13 protein-coding genes, 3 tRNA genes and 2 pseudogenes are annotated in these 17,829 nt (G+C 65.2%); 7 read left to right on the forward strand and 11 right to left on the reverse strand.

Annotation, left to right across the window (positions count from 1 at the left end; all coding sequences use genetic code 11):
• Window positions 1–104: 104 nt before the first annotated feature.
• The 5 genes from JZY91_RS09005 to JZY91_RS09025 form a co-directional block, all read right to left on the reverse strand.
• Window positions 105–181, reverse strand: a tRNA-Asp gene (locus JZY91_RS09005).
• A gap of 1 nt (window position 182) precedes the next feature.
• A tRNA-Glu gene (locus JZY91_RS09010) sits at window positions 183–255 on the reverse strand.
• A gap of 69 nt (window positions 256–324) precedes the next feature.
• Window positions 325–738, reverse strand: a complete 414-nt coding sequence (locus JZY91_RS09015) for a YccF domain-containing protein (RefSeq protein WP_234947560.1) — start codon at window positions 736–738, stop codon at window positions 325–327.
• A 37-nt stretch (window positions 739–775) separates the two neighbouring features.
• On the reverse strand, window positions 776–1,642 hold the full coding sequence (gene zupT / locus JZY91_RS09020; RefSeq protein WP_234947561.1) for a zinc transporter ZupT: 867 nt from the start codon (window positions 1,640–1,642) through the stop codon (window positions 776–778).
• Window positions 1,643–1,707: 65 nt separating this feature from the next.
• Window positions 1,708–1,780: transfer RNA gene (locus tag JZY91_RS09025), tRNA-Lys, on the reverse strand.
• Window positions 1,781–1,956: 176 nt separating this feature from the next.
• Here JZY91_RS09025 and JZY91_RS09030 point away from each other — a divergent pair.
• From JZY91_RS09030 to cydC, 4 genes are all read left to right on the forward strand, one after another.
• On the forward strand, window positions 1,957–3,507 hold the full coding sequence (locus JZY91_RS09030; RefSeq protein WP_234947562.1) for a cytochrome ubiquinol oxidase subunit I: 1,551 nt from the start codon (window positions 1,957–1,959) through the stop codon (window positions 3,505–3,507).
• Between the two features lie 4 nt (window positions 3,508–3,511).
• A complete protein-coding gene (cydB, locus tag JZY91_RS09035; RefSeq protein ID WP_234947563.1) occupies window positions 3,512–4,516 on the forward strand; it encodes a cytochrome d ubiquinol oxidase subunit II in 1,005 nt (334 codons plus the stop codon).
• A 163-nt stretch (window positions 4,517–4,679) separates the two neighbouring features.
• Window positions 4,680–6,074 carry an ABC transporter ATP-binding protein/permease gene (locus JZY91_RS09040; protein WP_370639213.1) on the forward strand — a complete coding sequence of 465 codons (1,395 nt, stop codon included), beginning with the start codon at window positions 4,680–4,682 and terminating at the stop codon, window positions 6,072–6,074.
• The gene (gene cydC, locus JZY91_RS09045) at window positions 6,071–7,600 is read left to right on the forward strand and encodes a thiol reductant ABC exporter subunit CydC (RefSeq protein ID WP_234947564.1); all 1,530 of its coding nucleotides are present in this window, start codon (window positions 6,071–6,073) and stop codon (window positions 7,598–7,600) included. Before JZY91_RS09040 ends, cydC begins: the two co-directional genes overlap by 4 nt.
• A 69-nt stretch (window positions 7,601–7,669) precedes the next feature.
• Here cydC and JZY91_RS09050 read toward each other — a convergent pair.
• Window positions 7,670–9,152: pseudogene (locus JZY91_RS09050) on the reverse strand (acetyl-CoA hydrolase/transferase family protein).
• A gap of 181 nt (window positions 9,153–9,333) precedes the next feature.
• On the opposite strand from JZY91_RS09050, the gene dusB reads away from it, so the two are divergent.
• Entirely contained in the window at window positions 9,334–10,506 is a 1,173-nt protein-coding gene (gene dusB, locus JZY91_RS09055) for a tRNA dihydrouridine synthase DusB (RefSeq protein ID WP_234947565.1), read from the forward strand.
• The gene (gene phoU / locus JZY91_RS09060) at window positions 10,487–11,329 is read left to right on the forward strand and encodes a phosphate signaling complex protein PhoU (RefSeq protein WP_234947566.1); all 843 of its coding nucleotides are present in this window, start codon (window positions 10,487–10,489) and stop codon (window positions 11,327–11,329) included. Before dusB ends, phoU begins: the two co-directional genes overlap by 20 nt.
• Before the next feature lie 403 nt (window positions 11,330–11,732).
• Here phoU and pstB read toward each other — a convergent pair whose 3' ends face one another.
• The 5 genes from pstB to mshD form a co-directional block, all read right to left on the reverse strand.
• Window positions 11,733–12,509: a phosphate ABC transporter ATP-binding protein PstB gene (gene pstB, locus JZY91_RS09065; protein WP_234947567.1), complete on the reverse strand. Its 777-nt coding sequence runs from the start codon at window positions 12,507–12,509 to the stop codon at window positions 11,733–11,735.
• A gap of 37 nt (window positions 12,510–12,546) precedes the next feature.
• Window positions 12,547–13,536, reverse strand: coding sequence for a phosphate ABC transporter permease PstA (gene pstA / locus JZY91_RS09070; protein ID WP_370639214.1), 990 nt, complete (start codon window positions 13,534–13,536; stop codon window positions 12,547–12,549).
• Between the two features lie 18 nt (window positions 13,537–13,554).
• Window positions 13,555–14,670 carry a phosphate ABC transporter permease subunit PstC gene (gene pstC, locus JZY91_RS09075; protein ID WP_234947568.1) on the reverse strand — a complete coding sequence of 372 codons (1,116 nt, stop codon included), beginning with the start codon at window positions 14,668–14,670 and terminating at the stop codon, window positions 13,555–13,557.
• 165 nt (window positions 14,671–14,835) lie between these two features.
• A complete protein-coding gene (pstS, locus tag JZY91_RS09080) occupies window positions 14,836–16,038 on the reverse strand; it encodes a phosphate ABC transporter substrate-binding protein PstS (RefSeq protein WP_234947569.1) in 1,203 nt (400 codons plus the stop codon).
• Window positions 16,039–16,202: 164 nt separating this feature from the next.
• Entirely contained in the window at window positions 16,203–17,087 is an 885-nt protein-coding gene (gene mshD, locus JZY91_RS09085; protein ID WP_234947570.1) for a mycothiol synthase, read from the reverse strand.
• A gap of 23 nt (window positions 17,088–17,110) precedes the next feature.
• Between mshD and JZY91_RS09090 the strand changes: the two are divergent.
• Window positions 17,111–17,822 (forward strand): annotated as a pseudogene (locus tag JZY91_RS09090) (FABP family protein).
• The last annotated feature ends 7 nt before the right edge of the window (window positions 17,823–17,829 follow it).

Here is a 17,829-nt window from a genome sequence, read left to right on the forward strand (position 1 = left end):
ACAGATCTATAGCGCGTGACCTCTTGCACCGCGGGATGTCCACGAGAGTTTGGGGCTGAGAACGTACGTCGAAAAGCAAAAGCCCGAGGCTAACCTCGGGCAAATGGCGACCCTGACGGGACTTGAACCCGCGACCTCCGCCGTGACAGGGCGGCGCGCTAACCAACTGCGCCACAGGGCCGTACCCCCAACGGGATTCGAACCCGTGTTGCCGCCGTGAAAGGGCGGAGTCCTAGGCCTCTAGACGATAGGGGCGCTGATAACAGCCCGCCAATCATAAAACAGGCCGGGGGACAAGACCAAACAGAGTGCTTAGCTGGGCGATTAGCGGACGACGGGGGCGTAACGGGCGCGATCGTCAGAAGAGCTGACGATTCGGGAGCCGAACGGGAAGCACATGACCGGGATCATCTTCAAGTTCGCCCAGGCGAGCGGGAGGCCAATGATGGTGATCGCCTGCACGCCGGCGGTGACCACGTGGCCGATGGAGAGCCACATGCCGGCGAAGACGAACCAGAGGATATTGCCCAGCATGCCGAAGGCGCCGGTGTTGCCCTGCACAACCTCGCGGCCGAACGGCCAGATGACGTAGCCGGCGATGCGGAAGGAGGCGATGCCGAACGGGATGGTGACAATCAGGAGGCAAGAAATGATGCCGGCGAGAGTGTAGGCGATGAACAGCCAGATCCCGGCCGTGAACAGCCAGATGATGTTGAGGATGAAGCGAATGAGACCCATACCCGCAGGGTAGCGCGGTTTCGGCTCGCGTGGTGGGTTAACCAGGGAGAATGAGAAGGCTCGCGGCCATGACAGCCATGCCAGCGACCGTGCCGTATGCGGCGGCGTTCAGGCGGCCGGACTGGATCGCGGTGGGCAAGAGCTTGGCTAGGCTGACAAAGACCATGATGCCCGCGACGGCGGCGAAGCTGTAGCCCAGCGTTGTCGGGCCCATAAACGGGCGCAACAGGAGAAAACCAAGTAGGGCACCGAGCGGCTCCGCGAGCCCGGAGAGCATGGCCCAGCCGGCGGCACGCCACTTCTGCCCCGTCGCCTCGCGCAGAGGCACTGCGACGGCTACGCCCTCCGGAATGTTGTGGATTGCAATGGCCACCGCGATTGGAAGCGCCAGCACCGGATCTTGAAGCGCCACAACGAAAGTGGCAAACCCCTCCGGGAAGTTGTGCAGGGCAATCGCCAGCGCGGTAAGCAGGCCCACGTTGCGCATCTGTTGCGTCGCGCGCGTACTAGCTCGCGTGCCAGCATCTGCGCCCGCTCCTGCTCCTGCACCCGCACCGGCGCCGCCACCACCGCCGGGCGGCGTTTGCCGCGGGTTCACACCGTCCGGAACAACGCGGTCAATCAGCGCAATCAAGGCGATGCCCGCAAAGAAGGCGATAGTGCCGTGGAGATGTGGGTTGGTGGAGGAAGCGTCGGCAAGCTCGGCAATGCCCTCCGGCAGCAGCTCTACCAGCGAAATGTAGACCATCACGCCAGCGGAAAAACCCAGCGAACCTGCGAGGAAACGCTGCCCCGGCGCGTGCTTCAGGGCTACGAGGAGCCCGCCTAAACCGGTAGACAGCCCGGCCAGCAGCGTGATGCCAAACGCCACCGCTATCGCCGAAGTGTCAAACCCAGAGAGCATGGCCCCACTGTAATGGGCGGCATGAATGACATAACCCCCAACCGCGTGGATTGGGGGGATGGCAGTGGGCCCTCCGGGGCTCGAACCCGGGACCTGCGGATTAAAAGTCCGTAGCTCTACCAACTGAGCTAAAGGCCCGTGCGCGTTCATGGTAGTCCGTGGGAATCTGCGGGATGAAATTACCCCCGGGGCGCGTGCGACGTGCGTCTCAAAATGACGCGTTCCCCACCTTTCGTACGACCTATGTAGAACGCTGTATACAGTTGCGTGCTTTTGCGCTTCTCGGTCTTCATTTCCCGGAAAGGACGCCGCAGATGGAGCTCGATCTCGTCGACCTCTCACGGTGGCAATTCGGCATCACCACCGTTTACCACTACCTTTTTGTACCGCTCACGATGGGTCTGGCCCCGATGGTGGCCATCATGCAGACGATGTGGCACCGGACTGACGACGAACGCTGGTACCGCGCCACACGATTCTTCGGCAACATTTTGCTGATCAACTTCGCCATGGGCATTGTCACCGGCATTGTGCAGGAGTTCCAGTTCGGCCTGAACTGGTCCGAATACTCCAGCTTCGTCGGTGACGTGTTCGGTGCCCCGCTCGCCTTCGAGGGCCTGACCGCCTTCTTCTTCGAGTCCATCTTCCTGGGCGTGTGGATCTTCGGCTGGGGCCGCGTGCCCAAGTGGGCGCACCTGGCCTCGATCTGGGTCGTGGCGTTCGCGGTGAACGTCTCCGCCTACTGGATCATCACCGCCAATTCCTTCATGCAACACCCGGTGGGTGCGGTGTACAACCCGGAGACCGACCGCGCCGAGCTGGTGGACTTCTGGGCACTGCTGACCAACCCCACCGTCCTGGCCGCGTTCCCGCACGCAGTGTTCGGTTCCTGGATGCTGGCGGGCACGCTGGTATGCGGCCTGGCCGGCTGGTGGATGGTCAAGGAGCAGCGCGCAGGCGACCCGGAAGGCAACGCCGCCACCATCTGGCGCAGCTGCACCCGCTTCGGCGCGTGGACCATACTGGTGGCCAGCGTCCTCATCTTCGCCACGGGCGACAAGCTGGCAAAGCTCATGTTCACCCAGCAGCCCATGAAGATGGCCTCTGCAGAGGCGCTGTGCCGCACAGAGATGGACCCGCACTTCTCCGTGCTTTCCATCTCCACGCTGAATGACTGTGAATCAGCCGTCCAGCTCATCGGCATCCCCTACGTGCTGCCGTTCCTGGCGGACGGCAAATTCACCGGCGTGACGCTGCAAGGCGTGCTGGACCTGCAGGAGCAGTACGAGGCGCTCTACGGCCCGGGCAACTACACCCCGAACCTCTTTGTCACCTACTGGTCCTTCCGCATGATGATCGGCTTCATGGCCGTGAGCATGGTCATGGCCGTGATCGCTCTCTGGATGACGCGCGGCAAGCGCGTGCCTTCCGCGAAGTGGATCATGCCGGCCTGCATCATCGCGCTGCCCGCACCGTGGCTATCCAACATCTCCGGCTGGGTGTTCACCGAGATGGGCCGCCAGCCCTGGATCGTGCACCCGAACCCGATCTACCAAGGCCAGAACCCGGAGGGGATGCAGGACCAGATCCACATGATCGTGGACTTCGGTGTCTCGGACCACCAGCCGTGGCAGGTGCTGCTCTCCATGTCCCTGTTCACGCTCATTTACGGCGTCGGCGCCGTCATCTGGGTGTGGCTGATCGCCCGCTACACCAAGAAGGGCATGAACCAGCCGGGCCTCCACCACGGGGATTCGGAGCGCGTTGCGGAAATCACCTACGGGCCGGAGGAAAACACCACGCTGGAGCCGTTGAGCTTCGGGGCGGGTTCTACTGTCGTCGAAAAGCAAGGCAAGGAGCGTTAAGGCCATGGACCTGCAAATCATCTGGTTTATCCTCATCGCCTTCTTCTTCACCGGGTACTTCATCCTGGAGGGGTTCGATTTCGGCGTGGGCATGCTGCTGCCGTTCATGAAGGGCGAGGGGGAAGAGAATGACCGTCGCCGCACCGCCGCGATCAACACCATCGGCCCGGTGTGGGACGGCAACGAGGTGTGGTTGATCACCGCCGGCGCTGCCATTTTCGCGGCGTTCCCGGAGTGGTACGCAACGCTCTTCTCCGGCTTCTACCTGCCGCTCGTGCTCATCGTCATCGGGCTGATTCTGCGCGGCGTGGCCATTGAGTGGCGCGGCAAAGTGGACACCTACGAGTGGCGCCGCCGCTGCGACACCGCCATCGCCGTCGGTTCCTACCTGGTCAGCTTCCTGTGGGGCGTGGCGTTCACCAACATCGTGCGCGGCGTGCCGCTGAATGAGAACGGGCGCTTGGACAGCTTCAGCGACGGCTTCCTCGGCCTGCTCAACCCGCTGGGGCTGCTCGGCGGCGTGGCGTTTGTGGCGCTGTTCATGCTGCATGGCGCGACATTCATCGGCCGCAAGGCGCACGACCCGCTGCGCAGCGAGGCGCACGCCATCGGCCTGAAGATGCTCGCCCCCATCGTGCTGGTCGGCGGCGGCATCTACCTGCTCTGGGTGCAGCTCTCGCTTGGTAGCGGCTTGACCTGGCTCCCCCTCGCCCTCACCGTGCTGGCGCTCCTGGCCACCGTCTTGGGGCTGGCACGTGGCAACGACAAGCTGGCGTTCTGGTCCACCACCGTGGCCATCCTGGGTTGCTCCGTCATGCTTTTCGGCATCCTCTTCCCGGACGTAATGCCGTCCACCAGCGCCGCGTTCGAGGGCTGGACCATCTACAACGCATCCTCCAGCCCGTACACGCTGAAGATCATGACCTGGGCCGCGGTGCTCCTCTTCCCCGTCGTCGCCGCCGGCCAGGCGTGGACGTACTGGCAGTTCCGCAAGCGCGTGCGCGTCTAGTCCGTGGCTTCCCCGATCGACCCCCGCCTGATCCGGCTTGTCCCGCCGGTGCGGGGGTTCATCGTCCGCACCGGCGTCGCGCAGGCGCTCGAGTCGATGCTGCTCATCGCTCGGGGTGTGCTCATCGGCACCGTGGCTGCGGGCACGGTCACGGGCACTTTGCTTGACGACGCTTCCTTTCACTGCCCTCGTCCTTGTGGTCCTCGCTCACGGGCTGGTGGCCTGGCTGGCTGCGCGGGCGGCGAATCGGTCGGTTGGGGCTGTCGTCGATACGCTGCGCACACAGGCGATGCGGGCGCTCGCCGCCCGCGACCCGCGGGAGGTGGAGGAGCGCGCCGGCTACTGGCGCCACGTGCTCACGCGCGGCCTGGGCGATTTCCGTCCGTTTTTGACCGAGTTTCTGCCGGCGCTGGTGGCCACGTGCGTGGGCACGCCGCTCGCGCTGGCGGTGGTCTTTTATTACGACTGGGTGTCCGGCCTGATCTGCGTGATTACCCTGCCGCTCATCCCGTTTTTCATGGTGCTCATCGGTAAGTTGACCGCCGACCACACGCGCCGCCGCCTGGAGGTCACCGCCGGGCTGGGAGCCCAGTTGGGCGACTTGCTGGCGGCCGCGCCGACGCTGCGCGCGCTGCACGCCGCGGAACGCCCGGCGCGGCAGATCCGCGAATCCGGCGAAAGGCACGAACGCGCCACCATGAGCGTGCTGCGCCTGGCTTTCCTGTCCTCGTTCGCGCTGGAGTTCCTGGCCACGCTGTCCGTGGCTGTAGTGGCGGTGAGCATCGGCCTGCGTCTGGTGGTCGGCGAGATCGCGCTGCTGCCAGGGTTGGTGGTGCTGATCATCGTGCCGGAGGTGTTCAATCCGGTGCGCCGCGTCGGCGGGGCGTACCACGCTGCGGCGGACGGGCTCGAGGCCGCGGACGCGGTGCTCACGCTTATCGACGCTCCCCCGCCCGTCGCCGGTTCTTACCTGCGCCGCGGGCCCGTTGGAGCGCCCTCCGGCGTGCGTGCGGAGGGCCTGAGCGTTGCCGGCCGCGACGGCACTCGGCCCGAGAACCTGCACTTTCACGCCCGCCCCGGCCAGCTCACCGTGCTCACCGGTGCGAACGGCTCCGGCAAATCCACTGCGTTGCTCGCAGTACTGGGCGTGCTGCCTGACGACGCTGTTGCTGGAGAGGTTGCAGTGCACGGCGACGTGGCCTACCTCCCCGCGCGACCCGCCGTGGAGGCAGGCACGGTTGCCAGCAACCTCGTGCTTACCGGCACGGCGCCCGCGGGTGAGCTCGCCGCGCTGCCGGGCCTTGCGCCCGACCACCCCGTGGCCGCGGACGGCAGCGGCATATCCGCAGGACAGCGGCAGCGGGTGGGGCTTGCGCGTATGCTCGCGTCGGAAGCAAGCATCGTGCTCCTCGACGAGCCCACAGCGCACCTCTCCCCCGAGCTCGCGGCGGAGGTCATTGCGCGGATGCAGTGCCTCGCCGCCGAGGGCCGCACGGTGCTGGTCGCCTCGCACGATCACCGCGTAGTCGCCGCCGCGGATGAGGTGGTGGCGCTGTGAGTGATCTGCGCTACGTGCTGCGGCTGGCTGGGGTGCGGCCGCGCGATTTCATCGGTCCCATCATCGCCGGGGCCGTCACACTGCTCACCGCGCTTGGCCTGGCGGTGCTGTCTGGCTGGCTGATCACGCGCGCGTGGGAAATGCCGCCGGTGCTCGAACTCTCCGTCGCGGTTACCGCCGTGCGCGCGCTGGGCATCTCCCGCGCCGTGTTCCGCTACCTAGACCGGCTGGTGTCCCACAAGCTCGCGCTTTCCTCCCTGACGCAGCTTCGGGCCACGCTTTACGACGCTCAATCGCGCGCACCCGTCACCTCCCGCGGCGACGCCCAAGCATTGCTGGTGGCGGACACCGAACGCGTGACCGACGTGATCGTGCGTGCGATTGTGCCCGCCGGCGTGGCGGTGGTGGTGAGCGCGGTCGCACTGGTGGCTGCGGTGCTGCTGCAGCCACAGGCCGCGGTGGCGTTGGCGTGCGGTTTTGCGGTGACTGGAGTGTTGGTGCCCGCGCTCGCCGTGCGCTCTGCGCGCAGCACCGATCTTGTGAGCGCGGAGAACGCGTTCATCTCCCAGTTGGACTCGGTGCTCAGCGACCGCGTCGAGTTCACCGCCGCCGGGCTGACGGATCAGCGCGCGGCGAAAGCTGCCCGCGCCTCCGAGCAGGCGAGCGCCGCCTGGGTGCGTTCGAAGCGCCCCGAGGCGCTGGCCGCCGGCATGCAGGCGTGGGCCACGGGCCTCACCGCCGTGGCCGTGTTGTGGGTGGCGGCGACCGCCTACACGGGCAACCCGGTGTGGCTGGGCATGCTGATCATGCTTCCGCTCGCCGCGTTCGAGTCGCACGGGCCGCTTGGCGTTGCCGCCATCCACTTCGACGCGGCCCGGCGCGCCGCCGCGCGCCTGCGCGCGGTGGCCGAACAGCCGGCGCCCACCAAGCTTCAGCGTGAAGACACCCGCGCCGTGGTCGCCGAGGACCTTGCCACCCTCCACGGCGACACGGTGTGGAACTTCCGCCTCGCGGAAGGCGAGCGGATGGTGGTGCGGGGACCGTCGGGAAGCGGCAAGACGCAAATGCTGGCCACCGTCGCCGGTCTGCAGCCGCCGCGCGCAGGTCGTGTCACGCAACCCACCGGCGCGCGATTCTTCGCAGAAGACGCGTGGGTCTTCGCCACCGCCGTGCGCGAAAACCTGCTGGTGGCGAACCCCACGGCACCCGACGCTGTGCTGGAGGAGGCGCTCACCGCGGTCGGCTTCGAGTTTCCCCTGGACCTTTTGCTTGCCGACGGCGCCGATTCGCTTTCTTCCGGTCCCGGTCAGCACCGCCGTCTGCTGCTCGCCCGCGCGCTGGTCAGCGATGCCGATGTGCTGCTTCTCGACGAACCCACCGAGCACCTCTCCCCCGACGCTGCCGCCGGAGTCATGGACATGCTCCTGCACCAGCCGCTGCCCGGCGCGAAACCGGACCGCACGGTCATCGTGGTCACACACGTTGACGGCCCCGTGGGCACCGAGGTATTCCCGCGCCCTGTCTGAACCTGCCGGAAAACACCAAAACCCCAGTACGAACCGTGATGGTCCGTACTGGGGTGTAAGCGCGCAGAGCTACTCTGCAGACTTCTGCATGGTGCCCGTCTCTTCGATGCGGGTGTGGAAGTCGAAAGCGTGCTTCAGGTCGTGCGGGGTCTGCTGGTACTTGCACTTGGAGGCGAGCTCCACGTACTCCTCCAGCAGCGGGCGGTAGGACGGGTGGGCGATGGAGATCATCTTTGCCACGCGGTCGCGCGGAGCCAGGCCGCGCAGGTCGGCAACACCGTACTCGGTGATGAAGACCATGGCGTCGTGCTCGGTGTGGTCCACGTGGGAGACCATCGGCACGATGGCGGAGATGGCGCCGTCCTTCGCAATGGACGGGGAGATGAAGGAGGAGATGTAGGCGTTACGGGTGAAGTCGCCGGAGCCGCCGAGGGCGTTCATCAGACGAGAGCCGTTGATGTGGGTGGAGTTGGCGTTGCCGTAGATGTCCGCCTCGATCATGCCGTTGGAGGCGATCAGGCCCGTGCGGCGGATAACCTCCGGGTGGTTGGAGATGGACTGCGGGCGCAGGATGATGGACTCGCGGTAGCGAGCTGCCTCGTTGTTCATCTTCTCCGCGTACTCCGGGGAGAGGGAGAAGGAGGTCGCGGAAGCCACGGTCATCTTGCCGGCGTCGATGAGGTCCACCATGCCGTCCTGGATAACCTCGGTGTATGCCTGGATGTTCTCAAACTTGGAGTCCATCAGGCCAGCCATCACGGCGTTCGGGACGTTGCCCACGCCGGACTGCATAACGTACCCGTCGTAGGAGAGGCGGCCGAACTTGACCTCGTTCTCCAGGAAGTCGAGGAAGTTGCCGGCGATCTGCTCGGACACCTCGTCCGGAGCCTTGAACGGCGCGTTGCGGTCCGGATCATCGGTCTCGATGACGGCGACAACCTTCTCCGGGTCGATCTCGATGTAGGTGGTGCCGATGCGGTCGCCGGCCTTGGTGATCGGGATCGGGATGCGGTTCGGCAGCGCCGGCACGGTCCAAATGTCGTGCATGCCCTCAAGGTCCTCGGACTGCCAGGAGTTGACCTCGATGATGATCTTCTTCGCGGCGTTGAGGAACTCCACGGAGTTGCCGACGGAGGAGGACGGGACGATGTTGCCGTCCTCGGTGATGCGGACGGCCTCCACGATGGCCACGTCCAGGTCGCCGAAGAAGCCCTGCTCCACCATCATGCCGGAGTGGGAGAGGTGGATGTCCTGGAACTTCATCTCGCCCGCGTTGATCTTGTTGCGCATCATCGGGTCGGACTGGTACGGCATGCGGTAGCGCAGCGCGCCCGCCTCGGCGAGGACACCATCGCACTCGGGCGCGGTGGACGCGCCGGTGAACAGGTCGATCTTGTAGTCCTGGCCCTTCTCGTGCGCGGCCTTCGCCTTCTCGGCTCGCCTTCTCGGCGATTGCACCCGGCATGGCCTTGGGGTAGCCGGCGCCGGTGAAGCCGGAGATACCGACCTTGTCGCCGTGCTCGACGAACTCGGCGGCCTCAGCTGCGGACATCACCTTGTCGCGGAGCTCATGAAAATCCCTCTCTAGATAGACGAACGGGTGTGGGTAACACGTACCCACATATTGTGACCTATCTTGCATTGCGGGTTTAAAGCTAGCGTCGAAAAGCGTAGGCCCCACCCCCAAAAGTGTGATTGGACTGGGCGCGCGCGGCAAGGAAAGATAGTGCTCCATGACGGTTGCAACCCAGGCGCTACGCATCGGCGGGATCGAACTCGACTCGCCGGTCATCCTCGCGCCCATGGCGGGCGTGACCAACATGCCGTTCCGCGTGCTGTGCCGCGAGATTGAGCAAGAGCTCACCTGCACCGCGTCCGGACTGTACGTGTGCGAGATGATCACCGCGCGCGCGATGGTGGAGCGCAACGAGAAAACGCTGCACATGACCACCTTTGCCGACGTGGAGCGGCCGCGCTCCATGCAGCTCTACACAGTGGACCCGAAGTACACGTATGACGCAGTGCGGATGATCGTTGAGGAAGACATCGCCGACCACATCGACATGAACTTCGGCTGCCCCGTGCCCAAGGTCACCCGCCGCGGCGGCGGTTCCGCAATTCCGTACAAGCGCAGGCTCTACGGCAACATCGTCGGCGCCGCCGTGCGCGCGGCGGAGGGGTCGGGCATTCCGGTGACGGTGAAGTTCCGCATCGGGTTGGATGAAGAACACCACACGCACCTCGACGCGGGGCGCATCGCCGCTGAGCAGGGGGCGGCCGCCGTGGCGCTGCACGCGCGCACGGCCGACCAGCGCTATTCCGGCGTCGCGCACTGGGACGAGATCACCCGCCTTGTCCAGCACATGGACGGCACCGGCCTGCCCGTGATAGGCAACGGCGACATTTTCGCCGCGGACGACGCTGCACGCATGATGGCGCAAACCGGCTGCCACGGCGTCGAGGTGGGCCGCGGCTGCCTTGGCCGCCCGTGGCTGTTCGCCCAGCTCGGCGCGCAACTGCGCGGGGAGGAGGTGCCGGCCGAGCCTACGCTGGGCCAGGTCGCGCGCATCATCTACCGCCACGCGGAGCTTCTCTCGCTTCACGACGGCGAGTCCCACGCCTGCCGCGACATTCGCAAACACACCGGCTGGTACCTGCGGGGCTTCCCCGTTGGGGGCGATTTCCGACGCTCGCTTGCCAAAGTCTCCACGCTGGCAGAGCTGCGCGGGTTGCTGGAGCAAATCTGGTCCGACCCGGAGCTGGCCGAGGCAGTTGCCGAGCACGCCGACGACGCCCGCGGCCGCCAAGGCTCCCCCTCCAAGGTCGCGCTGCCCGAAGGCTGGCTGGACGACCCAGAGGACGACACGGTGCCCGAAGGCGCCGAGATTGAGAACAACGGTGGGTAGCCGCGCGGGTGCGGGTCGCGCTGGCCGCGGCGCAGGCGCAGGTGGCGCGGGCCGCGACGCAGGCGCAGGTGCAGGTGCTGCAGCGGGCCGCGGCGCAGGCGCTGCAGCGGGCCGCGGCGCAGGCGCGGGCGTGGGCACGGGCGCCGGCACAAGCGCGGGCACCCCGCAGCGCCCAGGCACGCGCTTGCGCACCGAGTTCCGCGCAAACCTGGAGGCCTACCAGGACGACATTCTCGAAATGTGCGAGCTGGCGCGAGTTAATCTGCTCCACGCGACGCGTGCGTTGCTGGACCAAGACCTTGAGGCCGCGGAAGATGCGCTGACCGGCTCCGATACCGCAGTTGAGATCCACTGCCGCTGCGAGGACCGCGCCTTGAAACTCCTCGCACGCCAAAGCCCAGTTGCCAGTGACCTGCGACGGGTGCTGGCCTACATCCACATCGAGACTGATCTCGAGCGCATGAGCAACTTGGCGAAACTCATTGCCAAAGTGGCGCGCCAGCATCATCCCTCCCCCGCGCTGCCCGACGATGTCACCGACCGCGTGCGTGACATGGCCACCGCCGCAGAACGCATGGCTGGGAGGGCGAGTGAGCTGATTGCCACCGGCGAGCTGGCCACTGATGAGCTAGTCGCATTGGACGACACGGTGGACAACACCGCACGCGACCTCACCCGCCTGACCTGCGGAAACTGGGACCACTCGTCGCGTCAGGCCGTGGAGCTCGCGCTGATCTGCCGCTACTACGAACGCTTCGCCGATCACTGTGTGGCTATCGCCCGCCAAGTCGACTTCATGGCCAACGGCCCCCGCGAACGGTAGCCAGCGCCAAGCACGGTCCCATGGCGCGCGAGCTGCGCCCACTCGGCCCCGCGGCGCGCGAGCTGCGCCCACTCGGCCCCGCGGCGCGGACCGTACCCCAATTCCTTGAGGCCTACAGGGGTGTAGGCCTCAGCGTTCCCGGACATTGAGGCCTACCGAAAAACCCCAGGTCGCGTGTTACTGGTGTGACTCGGATTTATTGAGGCCTACAGGGGTGTAGGCCTCAGCGCACGAGGGGTTGATCAAGGGCCGGAGCGCCACGATGAGATTCACCGCAGCAGGTGCCTCAGCGCAGTGGGGCAGGCACACTCTGCAGCCCCAAGAAACGGCGAGGCCGCCCGCCCCTGGGTTAAGGGGTGAGCGGCGAACGTCGTAAAGCGGGAGCAAGCCCCCGCACAAACCTTTAGCCGAAGCGACCGGAGATGTAGTCCTCGGTCTCCTTCTGGGACGGGTTCTCGAAGATGGTGGTGGTGTCGTCGTACTCCACGAGGTGGCCCGGCTTACCGGTTGCCTCGAGGGAGAAGAACGCGGTCTTGTCGGACACACGAGCTGCCTGCTGCATGTTGTGGGTCACGATCACGATGGTGTAGTCGGTCTTCAGCTCGTGGATCAGGTCCTCAACAGCCAGGGTCGAGATCGGGTCAAGAGCGGAGCAAGGCTCATCCATGAGGAGAACCTCCGGGCGCACCGCGATTGCGCGGGCGATGCAGAGACGCTGCTGCTGACCACCGGAGAGGCCGCCGCCCGGCTTGTCCAGACGGTCCTTCACCTCGTCCCACAGGTTCGCGCCGCGGAGGGACTCCTCGGTGATCTCTGCGAGCTTCTTCTTGTCCTTCTCACCCTGCAGGGTCAGGCCGGCGACAACGTTCTCGGCGATGGACATGGTCGGGAACGGGTTTGCCTTCTGGAACACCATGCCGATGGTGTTGCGCACTGCAACCGGGTCAACCTTCGGGCCGTAGATGTTGTTGCCGTCGAGCAGGATGTTGCCCTTCACGTATGCGCCGGGGATGACCTCGTGCATGCGGTTGAGGGTGCGAAGCACGGTGGACTTGCCGCAGCCGGACGGGCCGATGAATGCGGTCACGGCCTGAGCCGGGATCTGCATGTTGACGTTCTGCACAGCGTGGAAGTCGCCGTAGTAGATGTTGACGTCGTCGAGAACGAGCTTGGTAGACATCTGGGTTTACTCCTGAATGTGGTGGTACGCGGGTGGGTTACTTCTTGACCGAGAACTTCTTCGCCACAAAGCGGGCAAGCAGGTTCAGGGTGACGACGAGGATGACAAGCGTCAGAGCCGCGCCCCAGAGGCGGTCGTTCGCTGGGCCGGAAGCGCCAGCCTTCCACATGTCCAGCATGAACAGCGGGAGGGAGGACTGCGGCTGGTCGAACATGTTGAACCAGTTCAGAGCCGGGGTGGAACCAACGAGCACCAGCACCGGCGCGGACTCACCCATCACGCGGGCGATTGCCAGCATGATGCCGGTGACGATGCCGGACAGGGCGGTCGGCAGCACGATGCGTGCAATGGTCTTCCACTTCGGCACACCGAGTGCGTAGGTAGCCTCGCGCAGATCCATCGGGACCACGCGGAGCATCTCTTCGGTGTTACGCACCACAACCGGGATCATGAGCAGGATCAGGGAGAGCGACACGGCGAAGCCGGAGCGCTGCTGGCCCAGCATGGTGATCCACAGTGCGTAGATGAACAGGGCGGCAACGATGGACGGGACACCGGACAGGATGTCCACCATGAAGGTGGTCAGCTTGCCCAGGCGGTTGCCGTTGGAGTACTCCACCAGGTAGATGGCGGTGAAGATACCGATCGGGATTGCGAACAGGGACGCGATGAGCGTCTGCACAAGCGTACCGACGATAGCGTGAGCGGCGCCGCCGCCTGCCTTGGTGGCGCGGACGCCGACCATGTCGCTGGTCCACCAGGCCGGGTCCACAACTGCTTGCCAGCCGCGGCCGATAACGGTCAGCAGCAGCCACAGCAGCGGGATGAGGGCGAGGATCATCGCGAACCACATCAGGCCACCCATGAAGGAGTTCATGTTCTTGCGGCTGGAGGAGATGTCGGTGAACGGGTTCTCGCTCGAGGTGCGTGCGGGAGCGGTGGTGGTAGTCGCCGTGTCAGTGGTGGTGGTCACCTTCGACGAGGTCGCGCCGGTGTTGGCGCTGTTGTTGGGTACTGCGGTAGACATTTTCTTCCTAGCTCCCCACTACTTGTTGACGATCGAGCGGGCGATCGAGTTAACGATGAAGGTCAGGAGGAACAGCACCAGACCCGCGGCGATGTAGGCGCCGGCGGAGATCGGGTTGTTGAACTCGGCGGACGCGTTAGCGATGGCGGTAGCGAAGGTGGTACCACCGTCGAAAAGCGAGCCGCGGTAGCTGTTCGCCGGAGCCACAGCCATGTAGAGGGCCATGGTCTCACCCAGTGCGCGGCCGAGGCCGAGCATGGAACCTGCAATGAAGCCGGACAGGCCGAACGGGATCACGGTCATGCGGATGACTTCCCAGCGGGTGGCGCCGAGTGCCAGGGCGGACTCGATCTGGCCCGGAGGGGTCTGCACGAAGATCTCGCGTGCGGTAGCGGCGATGATCGGGAGGATCATGACCGCCAGCACAATGCCACCAGTCATCATGTTGCGGCCGGTGGAGAACGGCGGGGAGTTCTGGTAGGTGGCGAACAGGAAGAAGTCGCCGGCCCAGCCGTTCAGCCAGCGGTAGAAATTGCTCAGCATTGGGCCGAGGACCTGCGCGCCCCAGAGGCCGTACACGATGGACGGCACGGCAGCGAGCATGTCCACCAGGGTGCCCAGCGGGCGAACCAGGTTGTCCGGTGCGTAGTTGGAGAGGAACAGCGCGACGCCGAGTGCAACCGGCATGGCGATGATCAGCGCGATCAGGGAGATCGTGATGGTGGAGAAGAAGAGGTTCGGGATACCGAACTTCATCGCCTCGAGGTTGGCGGTCTGCCACTGGCCGCCGTAGGTGAAGAAGCCCAGCAGGCCGCCCTCGTTGCGGCGCAGCGGCTCAAACGCCTGGATGAGCAGGAAGATACCAATCGCAGCAACCAGCACGGTGATCAGCGCTGCGGAGATGGTGGAGAGAGCCTCGAAGACGCGGTCGCCCGGGCGCTTCACGCCTGCGCCGGTGCCGGTGTCGGCAGTGTTGCCCTCGGCAGTGCCGGTGGTGGGGGTGCCCTCAGTCGCCGGGTCCTGACCCTTCTCGATCGGGGTGCCGGAGGACTGCTGGATAACGGGATCGGACTTTGTCGCGGGACCTGCACCGCGGTCGTCGTGTTCGGTAGCAGGCAGTTCGTTGTCAGCCATGTTCGCGAATCCTTAGGAAAATGGGAGGAAGATAGCCACGGTGACACAGAACACTGCCTGCATCCCCGCATAGATAGACCCCCCGAACGTTTCTCAGTGTTTGGGGGGTCTATCGGTTACCGCACCTCGCCGTGGGCGAGGCGCCGCAACCTGAAGCTGCGATGCTTACTGGATCGCGTTGATAGCCTCGCGCAGGCGGTCTGCGTGAGAACCGGAGACCGGGATGAAGCCAGCGTCAGCCAGCTCCTCGTCCTGGGAGTCCAGAGCGATGTTCAGGAAGTCGCGGACCATGTTCGCGGTTGCCTCATCGTAGCCAGCGGAGCAGACGATCTCGTAGGTGGTCAGCACCAGCGGGTATGCGCCGTTGTCGTGGGAAGCGAACAGAGCGGAGGAGTCAACAACCATGTTGTGGCCCTCGGTCTTGAAGGTCAGGTTGTCCAGAGCCTTGCCCACGGACTCCTCGTTCAGCTCAACCGGGCCAGCACCGAAGTCGATGTTTGCCTTCTGGTCAGCGAAGCCAGCCTCAACGTAGGTGATAGCACCCGGGGTCGCGGAGACCTCCTGTGCAACACCGGAGGAACCGTTTGCACCGGTACCAACAGCGTTCGGGAATGCCTTGCCGGTGGAGTCCCACTTGCCGTCGGAAGCAGCCTTCAGGAACTTCTGGAAGTTGTCGGAGGTACCGGACTCGTCAGAGCGGTAGAAGACGTTGATTGCCTGGTCCGGCAGGGAAGCACCCGGGTTGGACTCGGCGATAGCCGGGTCGTTCCAGTTGGTGATGTTGCCCTGGAAGATGTCGACGATGTTGTCGACGGTCAGGTTCAGCTCGTCCACGCCGTCCAGGTTGTAAGCGATTGCAACCGGGCCGATGACGAACGGCAGGTGCCATGCCTCGTTGCCACCGCAGCGGTCTGCAGCCGGCTGGATCTCCTCGTCCTTCAGCGGGGAGTCGGAACCAGCAAAGACAGCCTGGTTAGCGATGAAGTTCTTGATGCCGGAGCCGGAGCCGGACGGGGTGTAGGCCAGGGAAGCACCCGGAACCTCAGCTGCGTAGACGGAGCCGAAGTAGTCCATTGCGTTCTGCTGGGAGGAAGCACCCTCAGCGACCAGCTGGCCGGTCTCGCCGGAGAGCTCGTAGTCGCCCTTAGCTGCAGCGGTCTCGGAAGCAGCGTCGGTTGCGGAGGTAGCGTCAGCTGCGGAGGAAGCTGCGGTCTCAGCTGCGGTGGTAGCAGCGTTGTCGTTGGAGTCACCGCAGGCGACGAGGGAAGCGGAGGATGCTGCGACGACGCCGATGATTGCGGCGGTGCGCTTGAAGTTGCGGATCACGGGGTACCTTTCCGGTGTTAAAGAGATCAATGCAAAGAGCATCGGTTCCCGAAGGGTTTGAACCACTCCTGCCGTGCGGCAGACGCAGATCAACTCCGATTACTCACAGCCGGTAAAGCTACGGGGCAGGGGTTAACCAACGGTGTCGCCGCAAGTTAACAATCAATGAACTCTGATTTTTGGCTGTAAAACCGCAGGTAGATCGCTTAATAGTGATAAACAACGTGAGATTCGGCAACTGTGAACCCGATCTCATTGTAGCGTTTTACCGCGGGCTGATTATCGGCCTCAACATACAGGATGACCTGCGAAGATCCGTCTTTTACAAGGTGCTCCAGCCCGATCGCCATGAGAGGTCCCCCCATTCCCTCCCCCCGGTAACTCGAAGACAGCCCAACCACATAGACCTCACCAGTTGCGCCCGGATGACGCTTTGTCCAGTGGAAACCCGCCAGCGCAGGCTCCGCCCCACGCTCGTCGTAGAGAAACCACAGCCCCTCCGGATCAAACCAGTCGGTGTCCATGCCCTGCCGCAACCGCGCAAGGTCCCATCCCCCCTGCTCAGGGTGCCACGAAAACGCGTCGTTATTCACCGCCAGCCAGTCCGCTTCCACACGCTCGCGACCGAATCGCTCCACGGCTTGGGCGTAGTTCAGCGCAGCGAACCCGTCAGGCAGCTCCGTCCCGCCCACCTCAAGACCCTCCGCGTCAATCGACATCACCAAGAGCTCCCGCTTCGGCTCCATGCCCCGCGCGGCTGCAAGGCCCCGCGCCCCCTCCAGGTTGCCGTGGGCCCAAAAGGCGCGGTTCGAAGGATCGTCGATACGCGAAAGCAGCCCGGAACCCACGCCCTGCCTGCGGAAATCGGGGTGCACCGCAAGCTCCACCCCACCGTCCGGCGCGCACGCGGCAAGCCCCACGAGCTGCTCGCCGCGGTACGCCGCCAAGTGCGTGTGGCCGCGCGCGGGATCGCGCAACGCAGCCAGGTACTGCTCGGAGAGCGGCGCCACGCCATCATGCTTTTCGACGCTCCCAAGCAACCCCTCAGCCCCATCAACCGGCGCGGACACTTCCCTAATCTCGGCTGTCATGCCCCAAGGCTACGCTGGGTTGCATGACTGAGAACGAAAACAACCAGCCCACGCCGCAGGAGACCCCGGAGACCCCGGAGCAGGAGCCCCAGCCGCAGCCGGAGACTCTGGACGGCAGCGCCGCGGTGAATCTGGCCGCGGAGCAGTCCAAGCGCACCGCGCACCGCAACATTCCGGGTCTGGGCTTCGAGGACTTCCCGCTGGAGGACGACACCGCGAACCTGCGCCAGGGCCCCAGCCTGCACGACGGCCTGCTTGCGCTCCTGCCGCTGGTTGGCGTGTGGCAGGGCACCGGCCAGGCCGACGACCACGGCGAGCAGTACACCTTTGGCCAGCAGCTGGTGTTCTCCCACGACGGCGAGAACTACCTGCGTTTTGAGTCGCGCATCTGGCGTATTGACGATCAGGCGTATTGACGATCAGGGCGAACCCCAGGGCCCGGACCAGCGCGAGGTTGGTTTCTGGCGCATCTCGGAGAAGGACGAGATTGAGGTCACGCTGACCAACTCGCGCGGCCTGGTGGAGGTGCTGTACGGCGAGCCGGTGAACGAGCGCGCGTGGCGCATCGAGAGCGCCAGCACCATCGCCACCGAGAACGGCCCGGCGGACCACGGACCGGGCCGCCGCCTCTACGGCCTCATGCCCAACAACAACCTCGGCTGGGTGGATGAGCGTGTGGTGGGCGAGAGCATTGTGCCGTACATGTCCGCGGAGCTGGAGCGCGTCGCGGGCTAAGCCTCGA

The sequence above is a fragment of the Corynebacterium sp. CNCTC7651 genome (genome assembly GCF_021496665.1).
In the GTDB taxonomy this organism is placed as follows: Bacteria; Actinomycetota; Actinomycetes; order Mycobacteriales; family Mycobacteriaceae; genus Corynebacterium.